Source organism: Pseudomonas sp. B20 (genome assembly GCF_020515755.1).
Taxonomy (GTDB): domain Bacteria; phylum Pseudomonadota; class Gammaproteobacteria; order Pseudomonadales; family Pseudomonadaceae; genus Aquipseudomonas; species Aquipseudomonas syringae.
This window is the reverse complement of sequence record NZ_JAHPJG010000030.1, coordinates 16,163-33,789: the sequence shown is the minus strand read 5'-3', so window position 1 is coordinate 33,789 and position 17,627 is coordinate 16,163. Positions and strand designations below refer to the sequence as shown.

Below are 17,627 nucleotides of genomic sequence, written 5' to 3'. Positions count from 1 at the left end.
GCCATGCTTCCAATCAACTTGGCCATCACTCAATTCATAAAGGTATTTCCATGTTGCAAATTATCGTTCCGATGGCCGGGGCCGGGAGTCGCTTTGCGGTTGCGGGCTACACCGATCCCAAACCGTTGATCCCTGTACATGGTGTACCGATGATCAAGGTCGTGATCGACAACCTGACGCCGGAGTGCCCGCACAGATTCATCTTTATCTGTCAGGCGGAACAGGTCGCCCGTTATGGGCTGAGGGAAAAACTGAGTACCTGGGCGCCCGGCTGCGAGATCGTCGAACTCGGCGGCCTGACCGGGGGCGCTGCGTGCTCGGTGTATGCAGCGAGGCACCTGCTCGACGACAGCCAGCAAGTGATGATCGCCAACAGCGACCAGTACGTCGATGTGGATATAAACGCCTATCTGCAGGCAATGAGCGAGAGCGATGCAGAGGGTTTGATCATGACCATGAAAGCCAACGATCCGAAATGGTCGTTCGTGGGCTTCAGTGCAGCAGGCCTGATCGACCGTGTGGTGGAAAAAGAGGTTATCTCTGACGAGGCCACTGTCGGCATCTATAACTTTCGCCGCGCAGGTCAACTGATATCGGCCATCGAGGCGATGGTCGCGAAAGATCTTCGCGTCAATGGCGAGTTCTATGTCGCACCGGTTTACAACGAGCTCATCGGGCAGGGCGCCAGGGTCATTCATTACAGCATTGGTGCAGAAGGTCATGGCATGTATGGCCTGGGCATCCCGGCAGACCTCAACCAGTTCCTGTCGTTGCCGCTGAGCAGGCAGGCAGCCTCGGGAAAAGAGGCCTGACATGCAGATCATCAGCCATCGCGGCTATTGGCTGCAAAAGCCGGAGCGCAATCTGCCCGAAGCCTTTCATCGATCATTCGACCTTGGCTTCGGCACCGAAACCGATGTCCGTGATGTGGCGGGCCAACTGGTCATTTCCCACGACATGCCCGCGGGCGGCGAGCTGACGCTGGATGGCCTGCTCGACATCATGGCGGGCCGCAATCTGCCGCTGGCCATCAACATCAAGGCGGATGGCCTGGCACAGGCTCTCGCCGAAACCTTCGCCCGTTACGGCCATACCAACTGGTTCGCCTTTGATATGGCGGTGCCGGACATGCGCAGTTACCTCAACGCCAACCTCATCACTTACACCCGTCTCAGCGATGTTGAGCCGTCGCCAGCCTGGCTCGAACAGGCAGCCGGCGTCTGGCTTGACGGTTTTGAGGGTGAGTGGTTCCCCAACCAGGTCATTGGCGATCTTCTTTCCCTGGGCAAGCGAATTTGTGTGGTGTCACCCGAATTGCACGGGCGTGGTCATGACGCCCTGTGGCAGCAATTGCTCGAGTTCAGGTCGCAGGACCGTTTGACGCTGTGCACTGATCTTCCAGCAGACGCAGCCACTTTCTTCACGTGAGGCAACCATGATCAAGGCAGTGATTTTCGATATGGACGGTGTCCTTATCGACGCCAAAGAATGGCATTACGACGCATTGAACAAAGCGCTCAGCCTGTTCGGTTACAACATCAGTCGCCACGAACACCTCACCGCCTACGACGGTCTGCCCACTTCGCGCAAACTCGACATGCTGAGTGTCGAACGCGACCTGCCGGTTGCGTTGCACGCCTTCATCAACGAGATGAAGCAGCAGTACACCATGGAGATCGTTTACGCCCAGTGCAAACCGACCTTTGTGCATCAGTACGCGTTGTCATCACTGAAAACACTGGGTTACAAGCTGGCAGTGGCGTCCAACTCCATTCGCAACACCGTGGAGGTCATGATGAACAGGGCAGATCTTGACCGATACCTCGATCTGCGGCTCTCCAATGAAGACGTCAGGCATGCCAAGCCAGCGCCGGACATCTATACCAAGGCCATCAGCCAATTGGGTCTTCGGCCTGAAGAATGCCTCATCGTCGAGGACAACGAGAATGGCATCAAGGCCGCCAGAGACTCGGGCGCACATGTTCTGGTCGTGGCTGAAACATGCGACGTAAACCTCAATAACATTCTTGGCAAAGTCGAACAGATCAACTTCGACAAGGCGGCAGTCCTGTGAGCGCGTTGAATATCATCCTTCTGACCGGCAGGCAGTCAGAGGCGCTGCACGACGAGGGCGAGTACCCGCACTACCTGTGTGAATACAACGGCAAGCCGCTGATTCATACGCTGATAGACAGCTGCGCGGTACTTCAGCCACGCAGGATGATCTGCACATTCTCGAACCACGATATCGCCCGGCTGCACCTTCGCAACATGGTTCCGCAGATGCACCCGTCGGCCAGTGTTCTACCGGTTCACAACATCACCCGCGGCGCGGCGTGCACGGCGCTTCTGGCGAGTGAAGAAATCGACAACGATGACGAACTGCTGATTCTCAGTGTCAGCGACTTTCTGGATATCGAGTTGCAGGATGTAGTAAGCACGTTTCGGGAAAGTCATGAGGATGCCGGAGTGGTCATCTTCAATTCTCTGCACCCTCGTTATTCATTCGCGCGCCTGGATAGCGACTGCCGGGTTATCGAAGCTGCCGAAAAAAATCCGATCAGCTCAAACGCCATTGCAGGTGTGTTCTGGTTCAAGTCCGGCTCGCTGTTCGTATCGGCGGCCAAGGAGATGATTCGCAAGGACGCCAGGGTCAACGACAACTTCTACATAGCCCCCGCCCTCAATGAGCTGGTGCTGTTGCAGAAGAGGATCGGCGCCTACCGGATCGAACCCAATCAGTACCGGCCATTGAAAACCGACAGTCAGCTCCACGCTTTCGAAGCAGGAGAAATGCGATGAAAACGGCCAGACTGGAAGACATGGTCAAAGGCTGGTTCGTGGGCGGATTCGAACCTGCAGTTTTCAGTACCGAGTCCTGTGAGGTCGGGGTCAAGACCTACAAGGCAGGTGAAAAGGAAGCGGCTCATTACCACAAGGTCGCCACCGAGATAACCGTGCTCATTGCCGGGTCGGTCAACATGCGGGATCAGGTCTGGCATGCCGGCGACATCATCGTTCTGGAACCGGGCGACATCACGGCGTTCGAAGCGCTCACCGATGCGACCACCGTTGTCGTGAAGGTGCCGGGTGCGCTTGCTGACAAGTACGTCGTCTGACCATGAAAACGACCCATCTGCAGCATCACCCAAGCCTCGGTTACATCTCACCGTGTAGTCTGCGTAGCCTCCCGGTGGGGCTACTGCTGCCCCATGAGTGTTCCAGCTTCATCTCGTTCCGCGCGCATCCGTTCCGCAAGCCTGAACGGGTGATCAGGAAACTGCATGCCGCACAGCGTCCGTTGTGTCTGTATGGGGCGGGTAGCTACTGTTTTTATGGTGTCCAGAGTGATTCACCGCTGGCACCCCTGCTGCTGTGGGACGGTGCGCACTTTCTGAATGTTGGCGAAAAAATAACGGTTATCGAAGACACGCCTATCGAGTGTTATCTGGATCGTGATTACTTTGCGGGATCACTCAAGGTGATTGCGCGCTCGGCCAACTCGGTCACTTACAAGAAAGTATCCAGGCTGACTGCGGAATCGAACGACGATCTCGACAGCTGGACCTTCGGCATTCCTGTCGGTCCAGGCGACGCCACCGTTCTCAATGCCGTCGTGAAGCGCATTCTGGAAATTGACATCCCGCACAAGGAGGTACTGCTGTGCGGCACACCGGGAAGTAATTTCGCCTATTTCGACAAAGTCCGCATCGTGGGGGAGGACATCACTGCCCCGCCTGTGCAGATCTGCAAGAAGAAAAACCGTCTCGCGCTGGAGGCCAGACACAGCAATCTGGTGATCCTGCACGACCGCGTCTTTCTGCCAAAACACTTCGGGGAAGTTGTCCGCCGCTTTGGCCCGCGCTATCCGTTGATGACCTTGCAAAGCATGTTTTTCGATAACCGAATCAGCATGCACCCGCGTCGCTATTCGGATTACGGCATGGCCATGGACGAAGTCGCTCAGGGTCTGCTGGGGCTGCACCGCACCAGCGGTAATGCTCAGTCCATAGCGCCGTCAATATTCCCGGACGTCGACCGGACTGGGTTCTGTTTCGCCAGCCCGATGCGCTACAACAGCGACGCCAGCTACCCGACAGGCAGCCTCTACATTTGTCGCAAGGATGTCTGGAATGCCTGCCCGCTGGACGAGTCCCTGCACTGGGTGGAGTACGAAGACATCGAGCATGCACTACGCGCGTCCCGGGCAGGTATTCCAAACCGTATCAATCCCTTTGGCATCACTCAGTCGGTGACCTCCCGGGCGCTGTTGGGTGGCAAGGGGTCAGTCGAATCGGCTAACGGGCGCCTTGAGGTGTCCGGGCCTTGCTATGTGTCCCTGCTTCAAAAGAAACCTCTTTTCAATCTGTCTGCCGAGGCCGCATTGGCCAGACTGCAACAGTTCGGGGACAAATACCTGGCCAATCCATCGACAGTTGTCATTCCTACCGGTCTCGAGCGCATCTCTGTTCGAGCCTGGGTCGAACTGATCGATCGCGTGGCTCAGCAGTCCAGCTTCAGAAATGATATCGACGCAGTCAGAGAATTTCTCGCCGACTTCGAGAGGCTCATGCTGTTCGACCAATTGACAGAAACCCGTCAGGAATATCTGGTCAATCGCTTCCTCACAGACCCTGTGCTGGCCAAACAGACACTGATCACGCAAAGCTGTGAGGTACGCAATATGTTGCGTCAACGCAGCACGCAGACCTGGTTCGTCCGCCAGCAGGATGACTACTTTCACCACAATCTTCTTTCGCTCCCCGGCATTCTGATTTCTGCGATTCGTGTGTACAGAAATAACGGGAAAATCTTCTATTTTGAAAGCCTGTGGGCTGCCGTGAGGGCGGTCTACAACTCCACACCTTTCAAGTCCTACATCCAGGGGGCGAAGTGAAGGTATTCGTTGTTTCCCATCTGAGCCCCAGTCCCTCCAGTCATCAGTTGATCTGTCAGCTGGCGCACATTCAGCACGAGCACAGAAAGACCGTTCCCGTGCTTGTGATTGATGACCGCTACAACCTGACCGAACTACCCGTCAGCGATCTGCCGGCGGAACATGCCCAGTTCAGCCTGGAAGACTTTCTTCACGACAATGGTCTGAGCGGCATTGTGGCGAACAGAATTGCCCAGCACATGGATAAAGTCGAAAGCGACTGGGTGCTGATTGATTTTGGCCAGCATGACTCGGCTACCTGCATGGACTTCATCCAGAAAATTGCTCGTTACAACTATCTGAGCGCCAGGCTGCGAAAGCGAAATTTGGTGATCATGGTGCCCGCCATGCATCTAGGCATTTATTCGCGAACCCTCAATGCGTCGTTCAATAATTTACCGGCAAGCACAACCGCCTCAGCCCGTTCTGTTCAGATTAGAAGGCTATTCATGGTCACTCGTCTTGAGAGAGTACTGATAAGTCTTCCATTGCTGGCGGGCATCCTGCGTCGAATACGGCGTGTTGTTCTGCGCGTCTTTCGGCGTGTTGCAAGATCCCATTGACCGATCTGCCGCTAGCCGTTGGTAGCAGGCGCTTCTCATTACAAGGTTAAACACATGCCTCATCTTGTGGCCGTCGATTCCAGAAAAATCAGCGTGGTTATTCAGGGCCCCCTGTATCGCAACCTGAGTTCCAAACGAAACATCTTCGCTTGCATCGCGTCGATCCGGACGCACTTGCCAGATGCCGAAATCATCGTTTCGACCTGGCGTCATGAAGATACGTCCGATGTGAAGGCGGACCAGATCGTCATGTCGGATGATCCGGGTGCCTTCGTCGATGACGCCGGTAATCAGATCAATATCAATCGTATGCTGCGATCGACGTTATGCGGTATTCAAAGCGCCTCAAGACCCTATGTCATGAAAATGCGCGCCGACCACAATCTGACCAGCGCGGCACTGGCTGTCATAGGCCAGTCTGATGATACCGAGCCGGGCGAGACACAACTGTTCGACACACCCATCACCACCACAACGCTTTATATTCGCGACCCTGAACGGTTGCCGATGTTGTTCCACATATCGGATCTGGTTCAATTCGGCACGCGCGACGCGATGCTCGCCATGTGGGAGCAACCCCTGTTCGAAAGGGACGCGCTTTTCAACGACAGGCCGTCTCGCAACCCGTTTGGCAACTTCATTGGCTACACGTCCGCGCGCCTGGTCAGCGAACAGGCACTGATGCTGGGTGTCATGCACAGGAAGGGCATCGACGCCCGGCTTGCGCGACCCTGCGAGGTAGGGCTGAGCAACCTGAAGTTATGGGACAACGTCTTGAGACGCAACTTCAGAGTCATCAACCACTGCGAGGCTGGCGTCGACTTCCCGGAACGCTTTCTGACCAGCCGCCGCGTACTGACGACGCTCTACAAAGCCTCTGCGATAGAGCAATTGCAAAGGCTCGACCCTAAGGGCTACAGGCTGAGGATCGCGCGCATCTGGCTCAATCAATACCTGCTGACCTGCCTGCGCCCCGGCTGGTGGGTGTCCTTTGCGACCATCGTACTGTTCAGCACCTCACCGACTCTTGCCAAGCGCATCCGCTCGTACTGGCGCACGCTGAGGAAGGTCGCGCATGCGGAGTCTTATCGGGTTTGAGGGCTGGGCGTGGGCCGGTGTGGAAAACACGTCACGCGTTACGCAAGCGTTCATCCAGCTTGCTGAGCAACGTGTACGGATCAGTCCCGATCCCCCGGCAGACATCCATGAACTCAATGACATCGAGCCTGCGCTCGGCATTCTCTGTCTTCGATATAAACGACTGCGGCCGCCCTAGCCTGACGGCTAATTCTTTTTGCGTCATACCGGCTGCGTTGCGCGCTTCCAGCAAAAGATCAAGCAACACCTGATAGCGAGCGTTATGGATGGTTTTCACTTGGCAAACCCTCTAATAGTCCGGTTACCTGAATAAACCTGACTTGGGATTATCCTAAAGTGGGTTTTCGACCGGGACAACCAGCAAAGTGCTACCAGCGGCTGACTTGGCTGGAGGTTTCTCAAGCAGATGATATCCACTGACCGGCCGCAGGAAGAAAGCAGTAGACATTAAAAAGCCGGCTTGTGGCCGGCTTCTCGTAGGCGGTTCTGATCTATTTTTGATAGACCGCAATCGCCTTCAACAGATGCGCCTCTTGAAGAAGCGCGAATAGGCAACAGGGCAAACGGATCACATGCCCCGTTCAAGCACCGCATCGCATGACTGCGTCAGGTGCTCTGGATGGCAAACAGGATACTGAACTTCGCCCCCAATGCCCAGCCCGAATGCCTTTCAGCCGTAAACGCCTCACAACAGCAGCATGGCATTGCGTCGGCTGTTCAGTGTCGACCACCAGAATATCCAGCCCAGAATCCGTATTTTCTCCCGGTCGATGTCTTCGGCGCTGAACAGTTCGTCCGGGTATTCGGCGTCGTTGTGGCTGCGCAGGCGCAGGCCACCGTTGGGCAGGCGGTAGAGGTAGCGGACGCGCAGGATGCCGCCGTGTTCCAGGGCGTAGATTTCGCCGTCGATGACCTGGGTCAGCTCGCGGTCGACGCCGAGGATCGAGCCGTCCTGTATCTTGTCGGCCATGCTGTTGCCGACCATGGCGACGCACATGCAGTTTTTCGGGTCGATGCCCATGTTCTGCAGGACTTGCAGGGGCAGGCGGATTTTTTGTCCGGGGGCTTCGGCGAGGACGGTCTTGCCGATGCCGTGGGTGGATTCCGCTTCCATGAAGATCTGGATTTCCACGTCGCCGCGCGACACGTTTCTGGCCTGATGAATGATGACGCGGGTATCGCCGCCAGTGTTTTCATTGGCGCATTCGTTAGGGTGTTTGGGGCCTTCGCCGGTGCGCAGCCAGCGGGCGTTGACGGTCAACAGTTCAGCCACCTCGTCAATCCGCGCCATGGGCACGCCGCGCTTGAACCAGTTATTGACGTGTTGCGGCGTGATTTTGCGGTTGGCGGCAAAATCAGTCGCTGTGAGATGGCACTCCCGAAGGAGGATGCGGAGTCGATCACCTGATGTATTCATAGTGGCGAAGTCTACGGGCGTCGCCGGGGCGTTTAAATGAACGAGGTGTTGACGTCGACGTTATCCCAGGGTGGGCGTGGCTATCCGGACTACGGATGGAATGAATGTCGTGTAGGTGGATTCCGTAATAGCGCTTTTGGCGCTAAACGAGGTATTGCGCGTTTACCCCCGCTATACGGGCATTAACGAACTGTTCATTGAATGTCTAAAAGCCGGGCGCATTTTTAAACGTGCGTGCTGCAAAAAAGATGGATCGGGTTTCAGCGAGCGAGGTGTGCGGGGAGGTGCAGCGAGGAGGGGCGGGAAGCGTGTTTCAGGGCACGGGTGTGGCGTGCCCTGAAACGCCAATCTATGATCAGCCTTTGTACGCTGCAACCGATTTGGTGATCTCGGCACGGGCAGCGTCAGCATTGCCCCAACCTTCGATCTTCACCCATTTGCCTTTTTCGAGATCCTTGTAGTTCTCGAAGAAGTGCTTGATCTGCTCGAGCAGCAGCGGCGGCAGGTCGGTGTACTCTTTCACATCGACGTACAGCTGGGACAGCTTGTCGTGTGGCACTGCGATAACTTTGGCATCGCCGCCGCCGTCGTCAGTCATGTGCAGGATGCCGACCGGGCGTGCGCGGATAACCGAACCTGGGGTAACCGGGTATGGGGTTACCACCAGCACGTCCAGCGGGTCGCCGTCGTCAGCCAGGGTGTTGGGGATGAAACCGTAGTTGGCCGGGTAGAACATTGGGGTGGCCATGAAACGGTCAACGAACAGGCAATCGGAATCTTTGTCGATTTCGTATTTGATCGGCGCGTGGTTGGCCGGGATTTCGATGGCGACGTAGATGTCGTTCGGCAGGTCTTTACCAGCCGGAATCTTGCTGTAGCTCATTGGGCATTGCCCCCCTGGTTGAACAGACAGATTGTGGCGCGAACCGCCATAAAGTGGTCCGGATTATAGGCATATTCTGTTTTGGTTGCCACGCATGGCCTTGGCGGCCGTCAGCTGTCCCGGTAAGCCGGGTCCTGTTGGCGCAGCAGGTCGAGCCGCGCCAGGGTGTCCTGGCGGTAGAACGCTTTCAGTTGTTCGTAGACTGCCGGGTAACTGCCGTGCAGCAGGTCGGGCGCGCTGAAGAAGTATTCGCTGCTCACGGCGAAGAACTCGGCCGGGTCTTCGGCGGCATAGGGGTCGATGGCGGGTTCGGCGTCAGGGTTATCGTCCAGTTGCCGGTTGAGATCATCGAACGCACTTTGCATGACGCGAGCCCATTCGGTCACCTGCATGTCGCTGTGCAGCGGCGGCAGGCCATTGGCGTCGCCGTTGAGCATATCGAGCTTGTGCGCCAGTTCATGGATCACCAGGTTGTAGCCATCCCAGCCGCCGCTGCTCAATACGCCAGGCCAGGCCAGAATCACCGGGCCCTGCAGCCAGGCTTCGCCGCTGTGCTCGCCATCCCACTCGTGTTCGACGCCGCTGGCATCGCGATGGCGCTGCGGGCTGACGAAGTCGTCGGGGTACAACACGATTTCATGAAAGCCCTGATACCAGTTCAGTTCGCCGAGGTTCAGCAGCGGTAGCTGCGCCTGGGCGGCGAGAAACAGCCGCTGTTCGTCATCCAGATCAACGCCCGGCAGCGCACTGAGGTGCTTGTCATGCAGAAACAGCACGCAGGCGTCACGCAGTTGCACGCGCTGCCCGCTGCTCAGGCCATCGAGGATCGGCAGACGTGCGCAGACGTTCTGCCATAGTTCTTCAGCAACCGGGTGTCGGGCCAGCGTGCGCTGCCTGCGCCAGTGGCTGAATGACCACATGATTCAGCGCGCGTCGACCGGACGCGAGGTGCGGCTGCGCACCACGCCGATGACCATAGGCACCAGTGACAGCAGGATGATTGCCAGTACCAGAAAGGTCAGGTTGTGCTTGATGAATGGCACGTTGCCGAAGAAGAAGCCCAGTGTCACCAGGCTGCCGACCCACAGCACCGAGCCCAGCACGCTGAAGCCCACGAAGCGCGGATATGACATCCTGCCGACACCCGCGACGAAGGGCGCAAAGGTGCGGATGATCGGCAGGAAGCGCGCCAGTGTGACGGTCTTGCCGCCGTGGCGTGCGTAGAAATCCTGAGTGCGCAGCAGGTAGTCGCGGCGAAAGATTCGCGATGACGAGTTGCTGAACAGTTTTTCGCCGACCGTGCGGCCAATCACGTAGTTGGTGCTGTCGCCCAAGATCGCTGCGAGCATCAACAAACCAGCCAGAAGGACCGGGTCCATGCCGCCACCGGCAGCCACGGCGCCGGCGATGAACAGCAGCGAGTCGCCCGGCAGGAAGGGCATGATCACCAGTCCGGTCTCGCAGAAAATCACCAGAAACAGAATCGCGTAGACCCATGTGCCGTAGTTGGTCACCAACAGGTCAAGGTAAACGTCGAGATGCAGAATAAGGTCGAGCGGGTTGAATTCCATTAAGGCACCTGAGGCGAGAACCCTGTCCGGGGTCGCATGCGGAAGAAACGACTGCGCGGCATTATAGAAGCAGAATGCGCAGAAGGGGCTTTGGAATAAGCGGCGGGGTTGAATGGGGTGTGAGCGGTACAGCCTTGAGGAGGGAGGAGCAGGCCTCAATGTTCATCCGGGCTTATGCCGCAAGCCGGGATGATTACGCGAATCTGCCCGGCGGCTGTGAACGGCATAAGCCAGCGTGGAGCCTAGTGTGGCGCGGCAGGGCCGTCGAGCAGGAAGTTGCCGATGGGTTTGTCTGAATGATCGTCAGCGCCGTCTGATTCCAGTGTCTGCAGTTCCGCCTCGTCTTTCAGGTTGACCCCGGAAATCTGCCGTCTGCAGGCCTCGCGCATCAGGTACAGCAGCCGATGGGCGGCCATGCCGTAGCTCAAGCCTTCCAGGCGCACATTGGAAATACAGTTGCGGTGCGCATCGTTCAGCCCGACCTTTGGCGCGTAAGTGAAGTACAGGCCCAGGCTGTCCGGGGAGCTGAGACCGGGGCGTTCGCCGATCAGAATGACCACCATCTTCGCACCGAGCAGTTCGCCGACCTCATCGGCCACGGCGACGCGGCCCTGTTCGACCATGATCACTGGCGACAGCGACCAGCCCTCGGCGCTGGCCTGCTCTTCCAGGCGAATGAGGAAAGGCACCGCATGCCGATGCACCGCCAGGGCGGACAGACCGTCGGCGACCACTACCGCCAGATCGAGACCGCCCGGATGAGCCGCAGCATAGTCGCGCAACGTCTGCGCTGATTCATCATTCAGGCGACGGCCCAGGTCCGGGCGCTGCAGGTAGCTGTCCCGGTCTGCGGCGGCGCTGTGCAGCAGCAGGGTTTCACGACCCTTTTCCGTCAGTTGCGCGCTGATCGCGGCATGGTCGAAGGCCAGATGCACTGCGTCGCGTGCCTGCGCATGGGCGGCTTGAAAGTCCAGCTGCGCAGAGGTCGGCAGGCTGGTGCCGGTACGCCCCAGCGCAATGCGCGCAGGGGTCAGGCGGCGCAGCTCCAGCCATGGATTGGCGGGGGCGGCGCTGTCTTGTAGTTCGTTCATCGGCTCGTCACTCATGCTAGATGCGCCAGCGCCTGACGGAAGGCAGGCGGCAGGCTGTCGCCGAAGCGCACACGGCCTTCGGCCTGGGTGAAGATGCCCATTTTTTCCAGCCAGGCTTCGTATTCCGGCGCAGGACGCAGGCCCAGGCTTTGCCTGGCGTACAGCGCGTCGTGGAACGAGGTGGTCTGGTAGTTGAGCATGATGTCGTCGGAGCCGGGGATGCCCATGATGAAGTTGATCCCCGCGACGCCCAGCAGGGTCAGCAGGGTGTCCATGTCGTCCTGATCGGCCTCTGCGTGGTTGGTGTAGCAGATGTCACAGCCCATCGGCACGCCCAGTAGCTTGCCGCAGAAGTGATCCTCCAGACCGGCACGGATGATCTGTTTGCCGTTGTACAGGTACTCGGGGCCGATGAAGCCGACCACGGTGTTGACCAGAAACGGATTGAAATGCCGGGCGACGGCGTAGGCGCGGGTCTCGCAGGTCTGCTGGTCGACGCCATGATGCGCGTTGGCCGACAGCGCGCTGCCTTGCCCGGTCTCGAAATACATCAGGTTTTGCCCGAGGGTGCCGCGGTTCAGGCTCAGACCCGCCTCATAGCCTTCCTGCAACAGCTTGAGGCTGATGCCGAAGCTGGCGTTGGCGGCTTCAGTGCCGGTGATTGACTGAAACACCAGGTCGACTGGCACGCCACGGTTGATCACCTCAATGGAGGTGGTGACGTGGGTCAGCACGCAGGACTGGGTCGGGATTTCATAGCGCTGGACGATGGCGTCGAGCATTTCCAGAAGGGCAACGATGGACGAAGTGCTGTCGGTGGCCGGGTTGATGCCGATCATGGCATCGCCATTGCCATACAGCAGACCGTCGAGCACGCTGGCGGCAATGCCGGACGGGTCGTCGGTGGGGTGATTGGGTTGCAGGCGTGTCGACAGCCGGCCACGCAGGCCCATGGTGTTACGGAAACGCGTCACCACGCGGATTTTCTGCGCCACCAGCACCAGATCCTGCACGCGCATGATCTTTGAAACGGCTGCGGCCATTTCCGGGGTCAGGCCGGGTGCCAGCACGCGCAGACTGGTTTCGTCGGCCTTGTCGCTGAGCAGCCAGTCGCGAAAGCCGCCGACTGTCAGATGACTGACCGGGGCAAACGCCAGTTTGTCGTGGGTGTCGATGATCAGCCGGGTGACTTCGTCCTGTTCATAAGGGATCAGGGCCTCTTCAAGAAAGTGCTTGAGCGGAATGTTCGCCAGCGCCATCTGCGCAGCGACTCGCTCGCCGTCGTTCTGCGCCGCGACTTCGGCCAGATAATCACCGGAGCGCGCAGGACTGGCCTTGGCCATGACTTCTTTGAGGCTGTCGAAGCGGTACGTCTGCGCTCCGACAGAATGGGAAAAGCTCGCCATACAGATTCTCCATGACGTCGCGCTGCTTGCGTCGGACGTAGTCTTTCGCTGAACCGGGTACGTCCCGGTTCAAACGACTGTGGGAAGCGATGCAAGCAATTAATACTCCATCCTGACCGGGAGTGCGAGTTTGCAAGCGTAAGCGGATTAGTCCAGGGCAGGATGCATCACGCCGCAGCGTTAAGCCGGGGCGTGATGCACAGGGTTGGTGCGTGATGTGTTTCTTGTTACCGCGCAATAGGGCTCGGTGCTATACACAAGTCCGCTTTTGATTCTGGCCGAAGGCCGTGGGAGCGAACTTGTTCGCGAAAGGGCCAGTACATTCTCCGGGAAGGTATCGTCTGAACTAACCTCTTCGCGGACAAGCGAAGCGTCGCCCGGTCCGCTCCCACAGGGGGCGTGTTCCAACCTGAACAGGGGACCTAAATACCTAGAAAAACCCCAGCGGGTTGGTGTCGTAGCTCACCAGCAGGTTTTTGGTCTGCTGATAATGCTCAAGCGCGATTTTGTGGGTTTCGCGGCCGACGCCGGATTTCTTGTAGCCACCGAACGCGGCGTGTGCCGGGTACAAGTGGTAGCAGTTGGTCCACACGCGTCCGGCCTTGATCGCCCGGCCCACGCGGTAGGCGCGGTTGATGTCGCGGGTCCACAGGCCTGCGCCCAGACCGAACTCGGTATCGTTGGCGATGGCCACGGCTTCGGCTTCGGCTTCGTCCTTGAAGGTCGTGACGCTGACCACCGGGCCGAAGATCTCTTCCTGGAACACGCGCATTTTGTTGTTGCCTTTGAGCAGCGTCGGCTGGATGTAGTAGCCGGTGGACAGGCTGCCCTCGAGCTTCTCCACTTTGCCGCCGGTCAACAGTTCGGCGCCTTCGCCCTTGGCGATGTCCAGGTACGAAAGAATCTTGTCGAATTGTTGCTCGGATGCCTGGGCGCCGACCATGGTGTCGGTGTCCAGCGGGTCGCCGCGCTTGATCTTCTCGACCTTGCGCAGCACCGCTTCCATGAACTGCGGATAGATCGACTCCTGCACCAGCGCGCGGGACGGGCAGGTGCAGACTTCGCCCTGATTGAAGAACGCCAGCACCAGGCCTTCAGCGGCCTTGTCGATGAACTCCGGCTCGGCGCTCATGATGTCTTCGAAGAAGATGTTCGGCGACTTGCCGCCCAGTTCCACGGTGGACGGGATGATGTTGTCCGCCGCCAGTTTCATGATATGCGAGCCGACCGGTGTCGAGCCGGTGAAGGCAATCTTGGCGATGCGTTTGCTGCTGGCCAGCGCTTCACCCGCTTCGCGGCCATAACCCTGCACGATGTTCAGCACGCCGGGAGGCAGCAGGTCGCCGATCAGTTCGATCAGCACGCTGATGCCCAGCGGAGTCTGCTCGGCAGGTTTGAGCACGATGCAATTACCGGCAGCCAGCGCAGGGGCGAGTTTCCAGGCCGCCATCAGGATCGGGAAGTTCCACGGGATGATCTGCCCGACCACGCCCAGCGGCTCATGAATGTGATAGGCCACGGTATTGCCGTCGATTTCGGCGGCGCTGCCTTCCTGCGCACGCAGCACGCCGGCGAAGTAGCGGAAATGGTCGGCGGCCAGAGGGATATCGGCGTTGAGGGTTTCGCGGATTGCCTTGCCGTTGTCCCAGGTTTCGGTGATGGCCAGGACTTCCAGATTGGCTTCGATACGATCGGCAATCTTCAGCAGGGCCAGCGAGCGGGCCTGCACCGAGGTCGAGCCCCAGGCTGCAGCGGCGGCGTGCGCAGCGTCGAGTGCCTTGTCGATGTCTTCGGCAGTGGAGCGCGGAAATTCTGCGATGGCCTTGCCGGTGACCGGCGAGGTGTTGGTGAAATACTGGCCTTTGACCGGCGCGACGAACTCGCCGCCTATGTAGTTACCGTAGCGTTCCTTGAAGTTGACGATAGCGCCTTCGGTACCGGGATGAGCGTAACGCATGGTATGTCTCCTGGTTCTTGTTGTGAGGGAGTCTGAGTCGATTCTGCTTTCGGGTAGTTGGCAATGAGCGTTCAAGAATAGGCCATTTGCATTCGGCCGTGGCTAGGACTTTAGGCTTATCTGCCGGGCATTGAAATGGGGCGTGTGCGCAAGACGACGGACAAACTCAGGGTGCCATTTCACCGCCCCTACGTTAACCTGCGCATATGTTCTGAGAGGTTGGTCATGCATATTCATATCCTTGGTATCTGCGGCACGTTCATGGGGTCTCTGGCGGTGCTCGCCAAAGAGTTGGGGCACCGGGTCACTGGCTCCGACGCCAATGTATATCCACCGATGAGCACCCAGCTCCAGGCGCAGGGCATCGAGCTGACCCAAGGCTATGATCCCGTGCAACTGATCCCCGCGCCGGACCTGGTGGTGGTCGGCAACGCGCTGTCGCGTGGCAACCCGGCGGTTGAATATGTGCTCAACACAGGTTTGCCGTATGTGTCTGGCCCGCAGTGGCTGGCGGACCATGTGCTGCAAGGCCGCTGGGTACTGGCCGTGGCCGGCACGCACGGCAAGACCACCACCAGCAGCATGCTGGCCTGGGTGCTGGAACACGCGGGCATGAGCCCCGGCTTCCTGATCGGAGGCATTCCGCAGAACTTCGCCGTGTCGGCGCGTCTGGGCGAGACCCCGTTCTTTGTGGTCGAGGCGGATGAGTACGACAGCGCGTTCTTCGACAAACGCTCCAAGTTCGTCCACTACCGTCCGCGGACAGCGATCCTCAACAATCTTGAGTTCGATCATGCCGACATCTTCCCTGACCTGCCGGCCATCGAACGTCAGTTTCACCATCTGGTGCGTACCATCCCCAGCGAAGGCCTGGTGATCCATCCGACTACCGAGCCGGCGCTGTCGCGGGTCATCGAGATGGGCTGCTGGACGCCGGTACAGACCACGGGCCAGAACGGTCAGTGGCAGGCACGACTGTTGAGCGAAGACGGCTCGCGCTTTGAAGTGCTGTTCGAAGGTGAGCTTCAAGGCTCCGTTGACTGGGGCATGACCGGTCAGCACAACGTGGCCAACGCCCTGGCGACGCTGGCAGCCGCTCGCCATGTGGGCGTCGTGCCGTTGCTGGGTGTGCAGGCGCTCAGCGCGTTCAAGAGCGTCAAACGGCGTATGGAAAAGGTCGCCGACGTGCGCGGCATCACTATTTATGATGACTTCGCTCATCACCCCACGGCCATTGCGACCACGCTGGACGGCCTGCGCAAAAAGGTCGGTGATGCATCGATCATTGCAGTCATCGAGCCGCGCTCCAACTCGATGAAGCTTGGCGCGCATCGCGACGGTCTGCGGGAAAGCGTGATTCAGGCGGATCAGGTGGTCTGGTATGCCCCGCCCAATCTGGGCTGGGACCTGGCGGCAACCGTCGCGGGAGGCACTGTGCCTGCATTGGTCTGTGATTCCCTTGAGGCAATCATCGCCCAGGTCAAAAGCCAGGCGCAGCCCGGTACGCACATCGTGATCATGAGCAACGGCGGCTTCGGCGGCCTGCATGGCAAACTGGCGGAGGCGCTTAAATGAGTGGCCCGGAGCGCATTACCGTTGCCATGACTGGCGCTTCTGGCGCGCAATATGGCCTGCGCCTGCTGGATTGTCTGGTGCGTGAGGACCGGGAAGTACATTTCCTGATCTCCAAGGCGGCGCAATTGGTGATGGCCACCGAGACCGATGTGCGCCTGCCGCCCAAGGCGATGATGATGCAGGCGTTTCTGACGGAGTACACCGGTGCGTCTGCCGGTCAGATTCGCGTCTATGGTCGCGATGACTGGATGTCGCCAGTGGCCTCCGGCTCCGGTGCGCCCAGCGCGATGGTGGTGGTGCCGTGTTCCACCGGTTCGCTGTCGGCGATCGCCACCGGGGCCTGCAACAATTTGATCGAGCGCGCCGCTGACGTGACGCTGAAGGAGCGCCGCCAATTGATTCTGGTGCCGCGCGAGGCGCCGTACTCCAGCATTCATCTGGAACACATGCTCAAGCTGTCGAACATGGGCGCAGTGATTTTGCCAGCGTCTCCCGGCTTTTATCACCAGCCGCAGACCATCGACGATCTGGTGGACTTTATCGTCGCGCGGATCCTCAACCTGCTTAACATCCCTCAGGACATGTTGCCGCGCTGGGGCGAGCACCATATTGGCGGCGATGAATAAGCTGCTGATGGTAGCGTTTGCGCTGACGCTGACCGGCTGCGCGACGGCACGCACGCTCAATGCGGCCAAACCTGGCGCGCCGGTGGTGTATGCCGGTACGCGCTTGAATATGTATGCGCTGCAAGGTGGTTGCTGTGCCGCCGACCGATTCGGCGCAGACGCTCCCAGCTACCCGGGCCTGGACCTGCCGGGCAGTGCGCTGCTCGACACCCTGCTGCTGCCACTGTCATTGCTGACGGCAGCGGGGCTAGGGGTTCAGGCTACGGGCGGGCTTTAGTGTGACGCAGATCATTCCCACCGCGTGGGAATGCATTTCGTGACGCTCCGCGTCACAGCTACATGCTGTATCGGGCTGGACAGAAATCTTGGTGGGAGTGAGCTTGCTCACGAAGACTTTGGTCCGAACGCCATATTTCCGGGGGCTGCACCGGCCTCTTCGCGAGCAAGCTCGCTCCCACGAAGACTGTGTATTACGCTGAGCGCGGAGCATGGCGGCGATGATCT

The 17,627-nt window shown here is 58.9% G+C and carries 19 protein-coding genes; 11 read left to right on the top strand and 8 right to left on the bottom strand.

The window, feature by feature from the left end:
- Positions 1–50 precede the first annotated feature (50 nt).
- Genes LIX91_RS23835 through LIX91_RS23800 form a run of 8 tightly spaced genes read left to right on the top strand, consistent with a single transcriptional unit; the run spans position 51 to position 6,597 of the window.
- Positions 51–812, top strand: a complete 762-nt coding sequence (locus tag LIX91_RS23835) for a glycosyltransferase family 2 protein (RefSeq protein WP_103696018.1) — start codon at positions 51–53, stop codon at positions 810–812.
- A gap of 1 nt (position 813) precedes the next feature.
- Positions 814–1,428 (top strand): phosphodiesterase, encoded by a 615-nt coding sequence (locus LIX91_RS23830; protein ID WP_103696017.1) that lies wholly within the window; start codon positions 814–816, stop codon positions 1,426–1,428.
- 7 nt (positions 1,429–1,435) lie between these two features.
- Positions 1,436–2,074, top strand: a complete 639-nt coding sequence (locus LIX91_RS23825; RefSeq protein ID WP_003414540.1) for an HAD family hydrolase — start codon at positions 1,436–1,438, stop codon at positions 2,072–2,074.
- Positions 2,071–2,802 carry a glycosyltransferase family 2 protein gene (locus LIX91_RS23820; RefSeq protein ID WP_003414542.1) on the top strand — a complete coding sequence of 244 codons (732 nt, stop codon included), beginning with the start codon at positions 2,071–2,073 and terminating at the stop codon, positions 2,800–2,802. The genes LIX91_RS23825 and LIX91_RS23820 overlap by 4 nt, the downstream gene beginning before the upstream one ends.
- A complete protein-coding gene (locus tag LIX91_RS23815; protein WP_003317241.1) occupies positions 2,799–3,119 on the top strand; it encodes a hypothetical protein in 321 nt (106 codons plus the stop codon). Before LIX91_RS23820 ends, LIX91_RS23815 begins: the two co-directional genes overlap by 4 nt.
- 2 nt (positions 3,120–3,121) lie before the next feature.
- Positions 3,122–4,897 (top strand): hypothetical protein, encoded by a 1,776-nt coding sequence (locus LIX91_RS23810; RefSeq protein WP_226489295.1) that lies wholly within the window; start codon positions 3,122–3,124, stop codon positions 4,895–4,897.
- Entirely contained in the window at positions 4,894–5,499 is a 606-nt protein-coding gene (locus LIX91_RS23805) for a hypothetical protein (protein WP_046236091.1), read from the top strand. Before LIX91_RS23810 ends, LIX91_RS23805 begins: the two co-directional genes overlap by 4 nt.
- A gap of 54 nt (positions 5,500–5,553) precedes the next feature.
- Positions 5,554–6,597, top strand: a complete 1,044-nt coding sequence (locus tag LIX91_RS23800) for a WavE lipopolysaccharide synthesis family protein (RefSeq protein WP_003414549.1) — start codon at positions 5,554–5,556, stop codon at positions 6,595–6,597.
- A gap of 31 nt (positions 6,598–6,628) precedes the next feature.
- Here LIX91_RS23800 and LIX91_RS23795 read toward each other — a convergent pair whose 3' ends face one another.
- From LIX91_RS23795 to LIX91_RS23760, 8 genes are all read right to left on the bottom strand, one after another.
- A complete protein-coding gene (locus tag LIX91_RS23795) occupies positions 6,629–6,874 on the bottom strand; it encodes a helix-turn-helix domain-containing protein (protein WP_226489294.1) in 246 nt (81 codons plus the stop codon).
- Positions 6,875–7,282: 408 nt separating this feature from the next.
- Positions 7,283–8,014 (bottom strand): helix-turn-helix transcriptional regulator, encoded by a 732-nt coding sequence (locus tag LIX91_RS23790; RefSeq protein WP_226489293.1) that lies wholly within the window; start codon positions 8,012–8,014, stop codon positions 7,283–7,285.
- A 355-nt stretch (positions 8,015–8,369) separates the two neighbouring features.
- The gene (ppa, locus tag LIX91_RS23785) at positions 8,370–8,897 is read right to left on the bottom strand and encodes an inorganic diphosphatase (RefSeq protein WP_003317259.1); all 528 of its coding nucleotides are present in this window, start codon (positions 8,895–8,897) and stop codon (positions 8,370–8,372) included.
- Positions 8,898–9,007: 110 nt separating this feature from the next.
- Positions 9,008–9,817 (bottom strand): zinc-dependent peptidase, encoded by an 810-nt coding sequence (locus LIX91_RS23780; protein WP_226489292.1) that lies wholly within the window; start codon positions 9,815–9,817, stop codon positions 9,008–9,010.
- A 3-nt stretch (positions 9,818–9,820) separates the two neighbouring features.
- A complete protein-coding gene (locus LIX91_RS23775; protein WP_004414903.1) occupies positions 9,821–10,468 on the bottom strand; it encodes a DedA family protein in 648 nt (215 codons plus the stop codon).
- 242 nt (positions 10,469–10,710) lie between these two features.
- Positions 10,711–11,574, bottom strand: a complete 864-nt coding sequence (gene eutC, locus LIX91_RS23770; protein ID WP_046236097.1) for an ethanolamine ammonia-lyase subunit EutC — start codon at positions 11,572–11,574, stop codon at positions 10,711–10,713.
- Positions 11,571–12,965: an ethanolamine ammonia-lyase subunit EutB gene (locus LIX91_RS23765; RefSeq protein WP_226489291.1), complete on the bottom strand. Its 1,395-nt coding sequence runs from the start codon at positions 12,963–12,965 to the stop codon at positions 11,571–11,573. The genes eutC and LIX91_RS23765 overlap by 4 nt, the downstream gene beginning before the upstream one ends.
- Before the next feature lie 430 nt (positions 12,966–13,395).
- Positions 13,396–14,922 (bottom strand): aldehyde dehydrogenase family protein, encoded by a 1,527-nt coding sequence (locus LIX91_RS23760; protein WP_226489290.1) that lies wholly within the window; start codon positions 14,920–14,922, stop codon positions 13,396–13,398.
- Positions 14,923–15,147: 225 nt separating this feature from the next.
- Between LIX91_RS23760 and mpl the strand changes: the two genes are divergently transcribed.
- From mpl to LIX91_RS23745, 3 genes are read left to right on the top strand one after another with little or no spacing between them, the layout of a single operon-like run.
- Positions 15,148–16,497, top strand: coding sequence for a UDP-N-acetylmuramate:L-alanyl-gamma-D-glutamyl-meso-diaminopimelate ligase (mpl, locus tag LIX91_RS23755; RefSeq protein WP_226489289.1), 1,350 nt, complete (start codon positions 15,148–15,150; stop codon positions 16,495–16,497).
- Positions 16,494–17,123, top strand: a complete 630-nt coding sequence (ubiX, locus tag LIX91_RS23750; protein WP_226489288.1) for a flavin prenyltransferase UbiX — start codon at positions 16,494–16,496, stop codon at positions 17,121–17,123. Before mpl ends, ubiX begins: the two co-directional genes overlap by 4 nt.
- Positions 17,116–17,400: a YceK/YidQ family lipoprotein gene (locus LIX91_RS23745; protein ID WP_226489287.1), complete on the top strand. Its 285-nt coding sequence runs from the start codon at positions 17,116–17,118 to the stop codon at positions 17,398–17,400. Before ubiX ends, LIX91_RS23745 begins: the two co-directional genes overlap by 8 nt.
- Positions 17,401–17,627 lie beyond the last annotated feature (227 nt).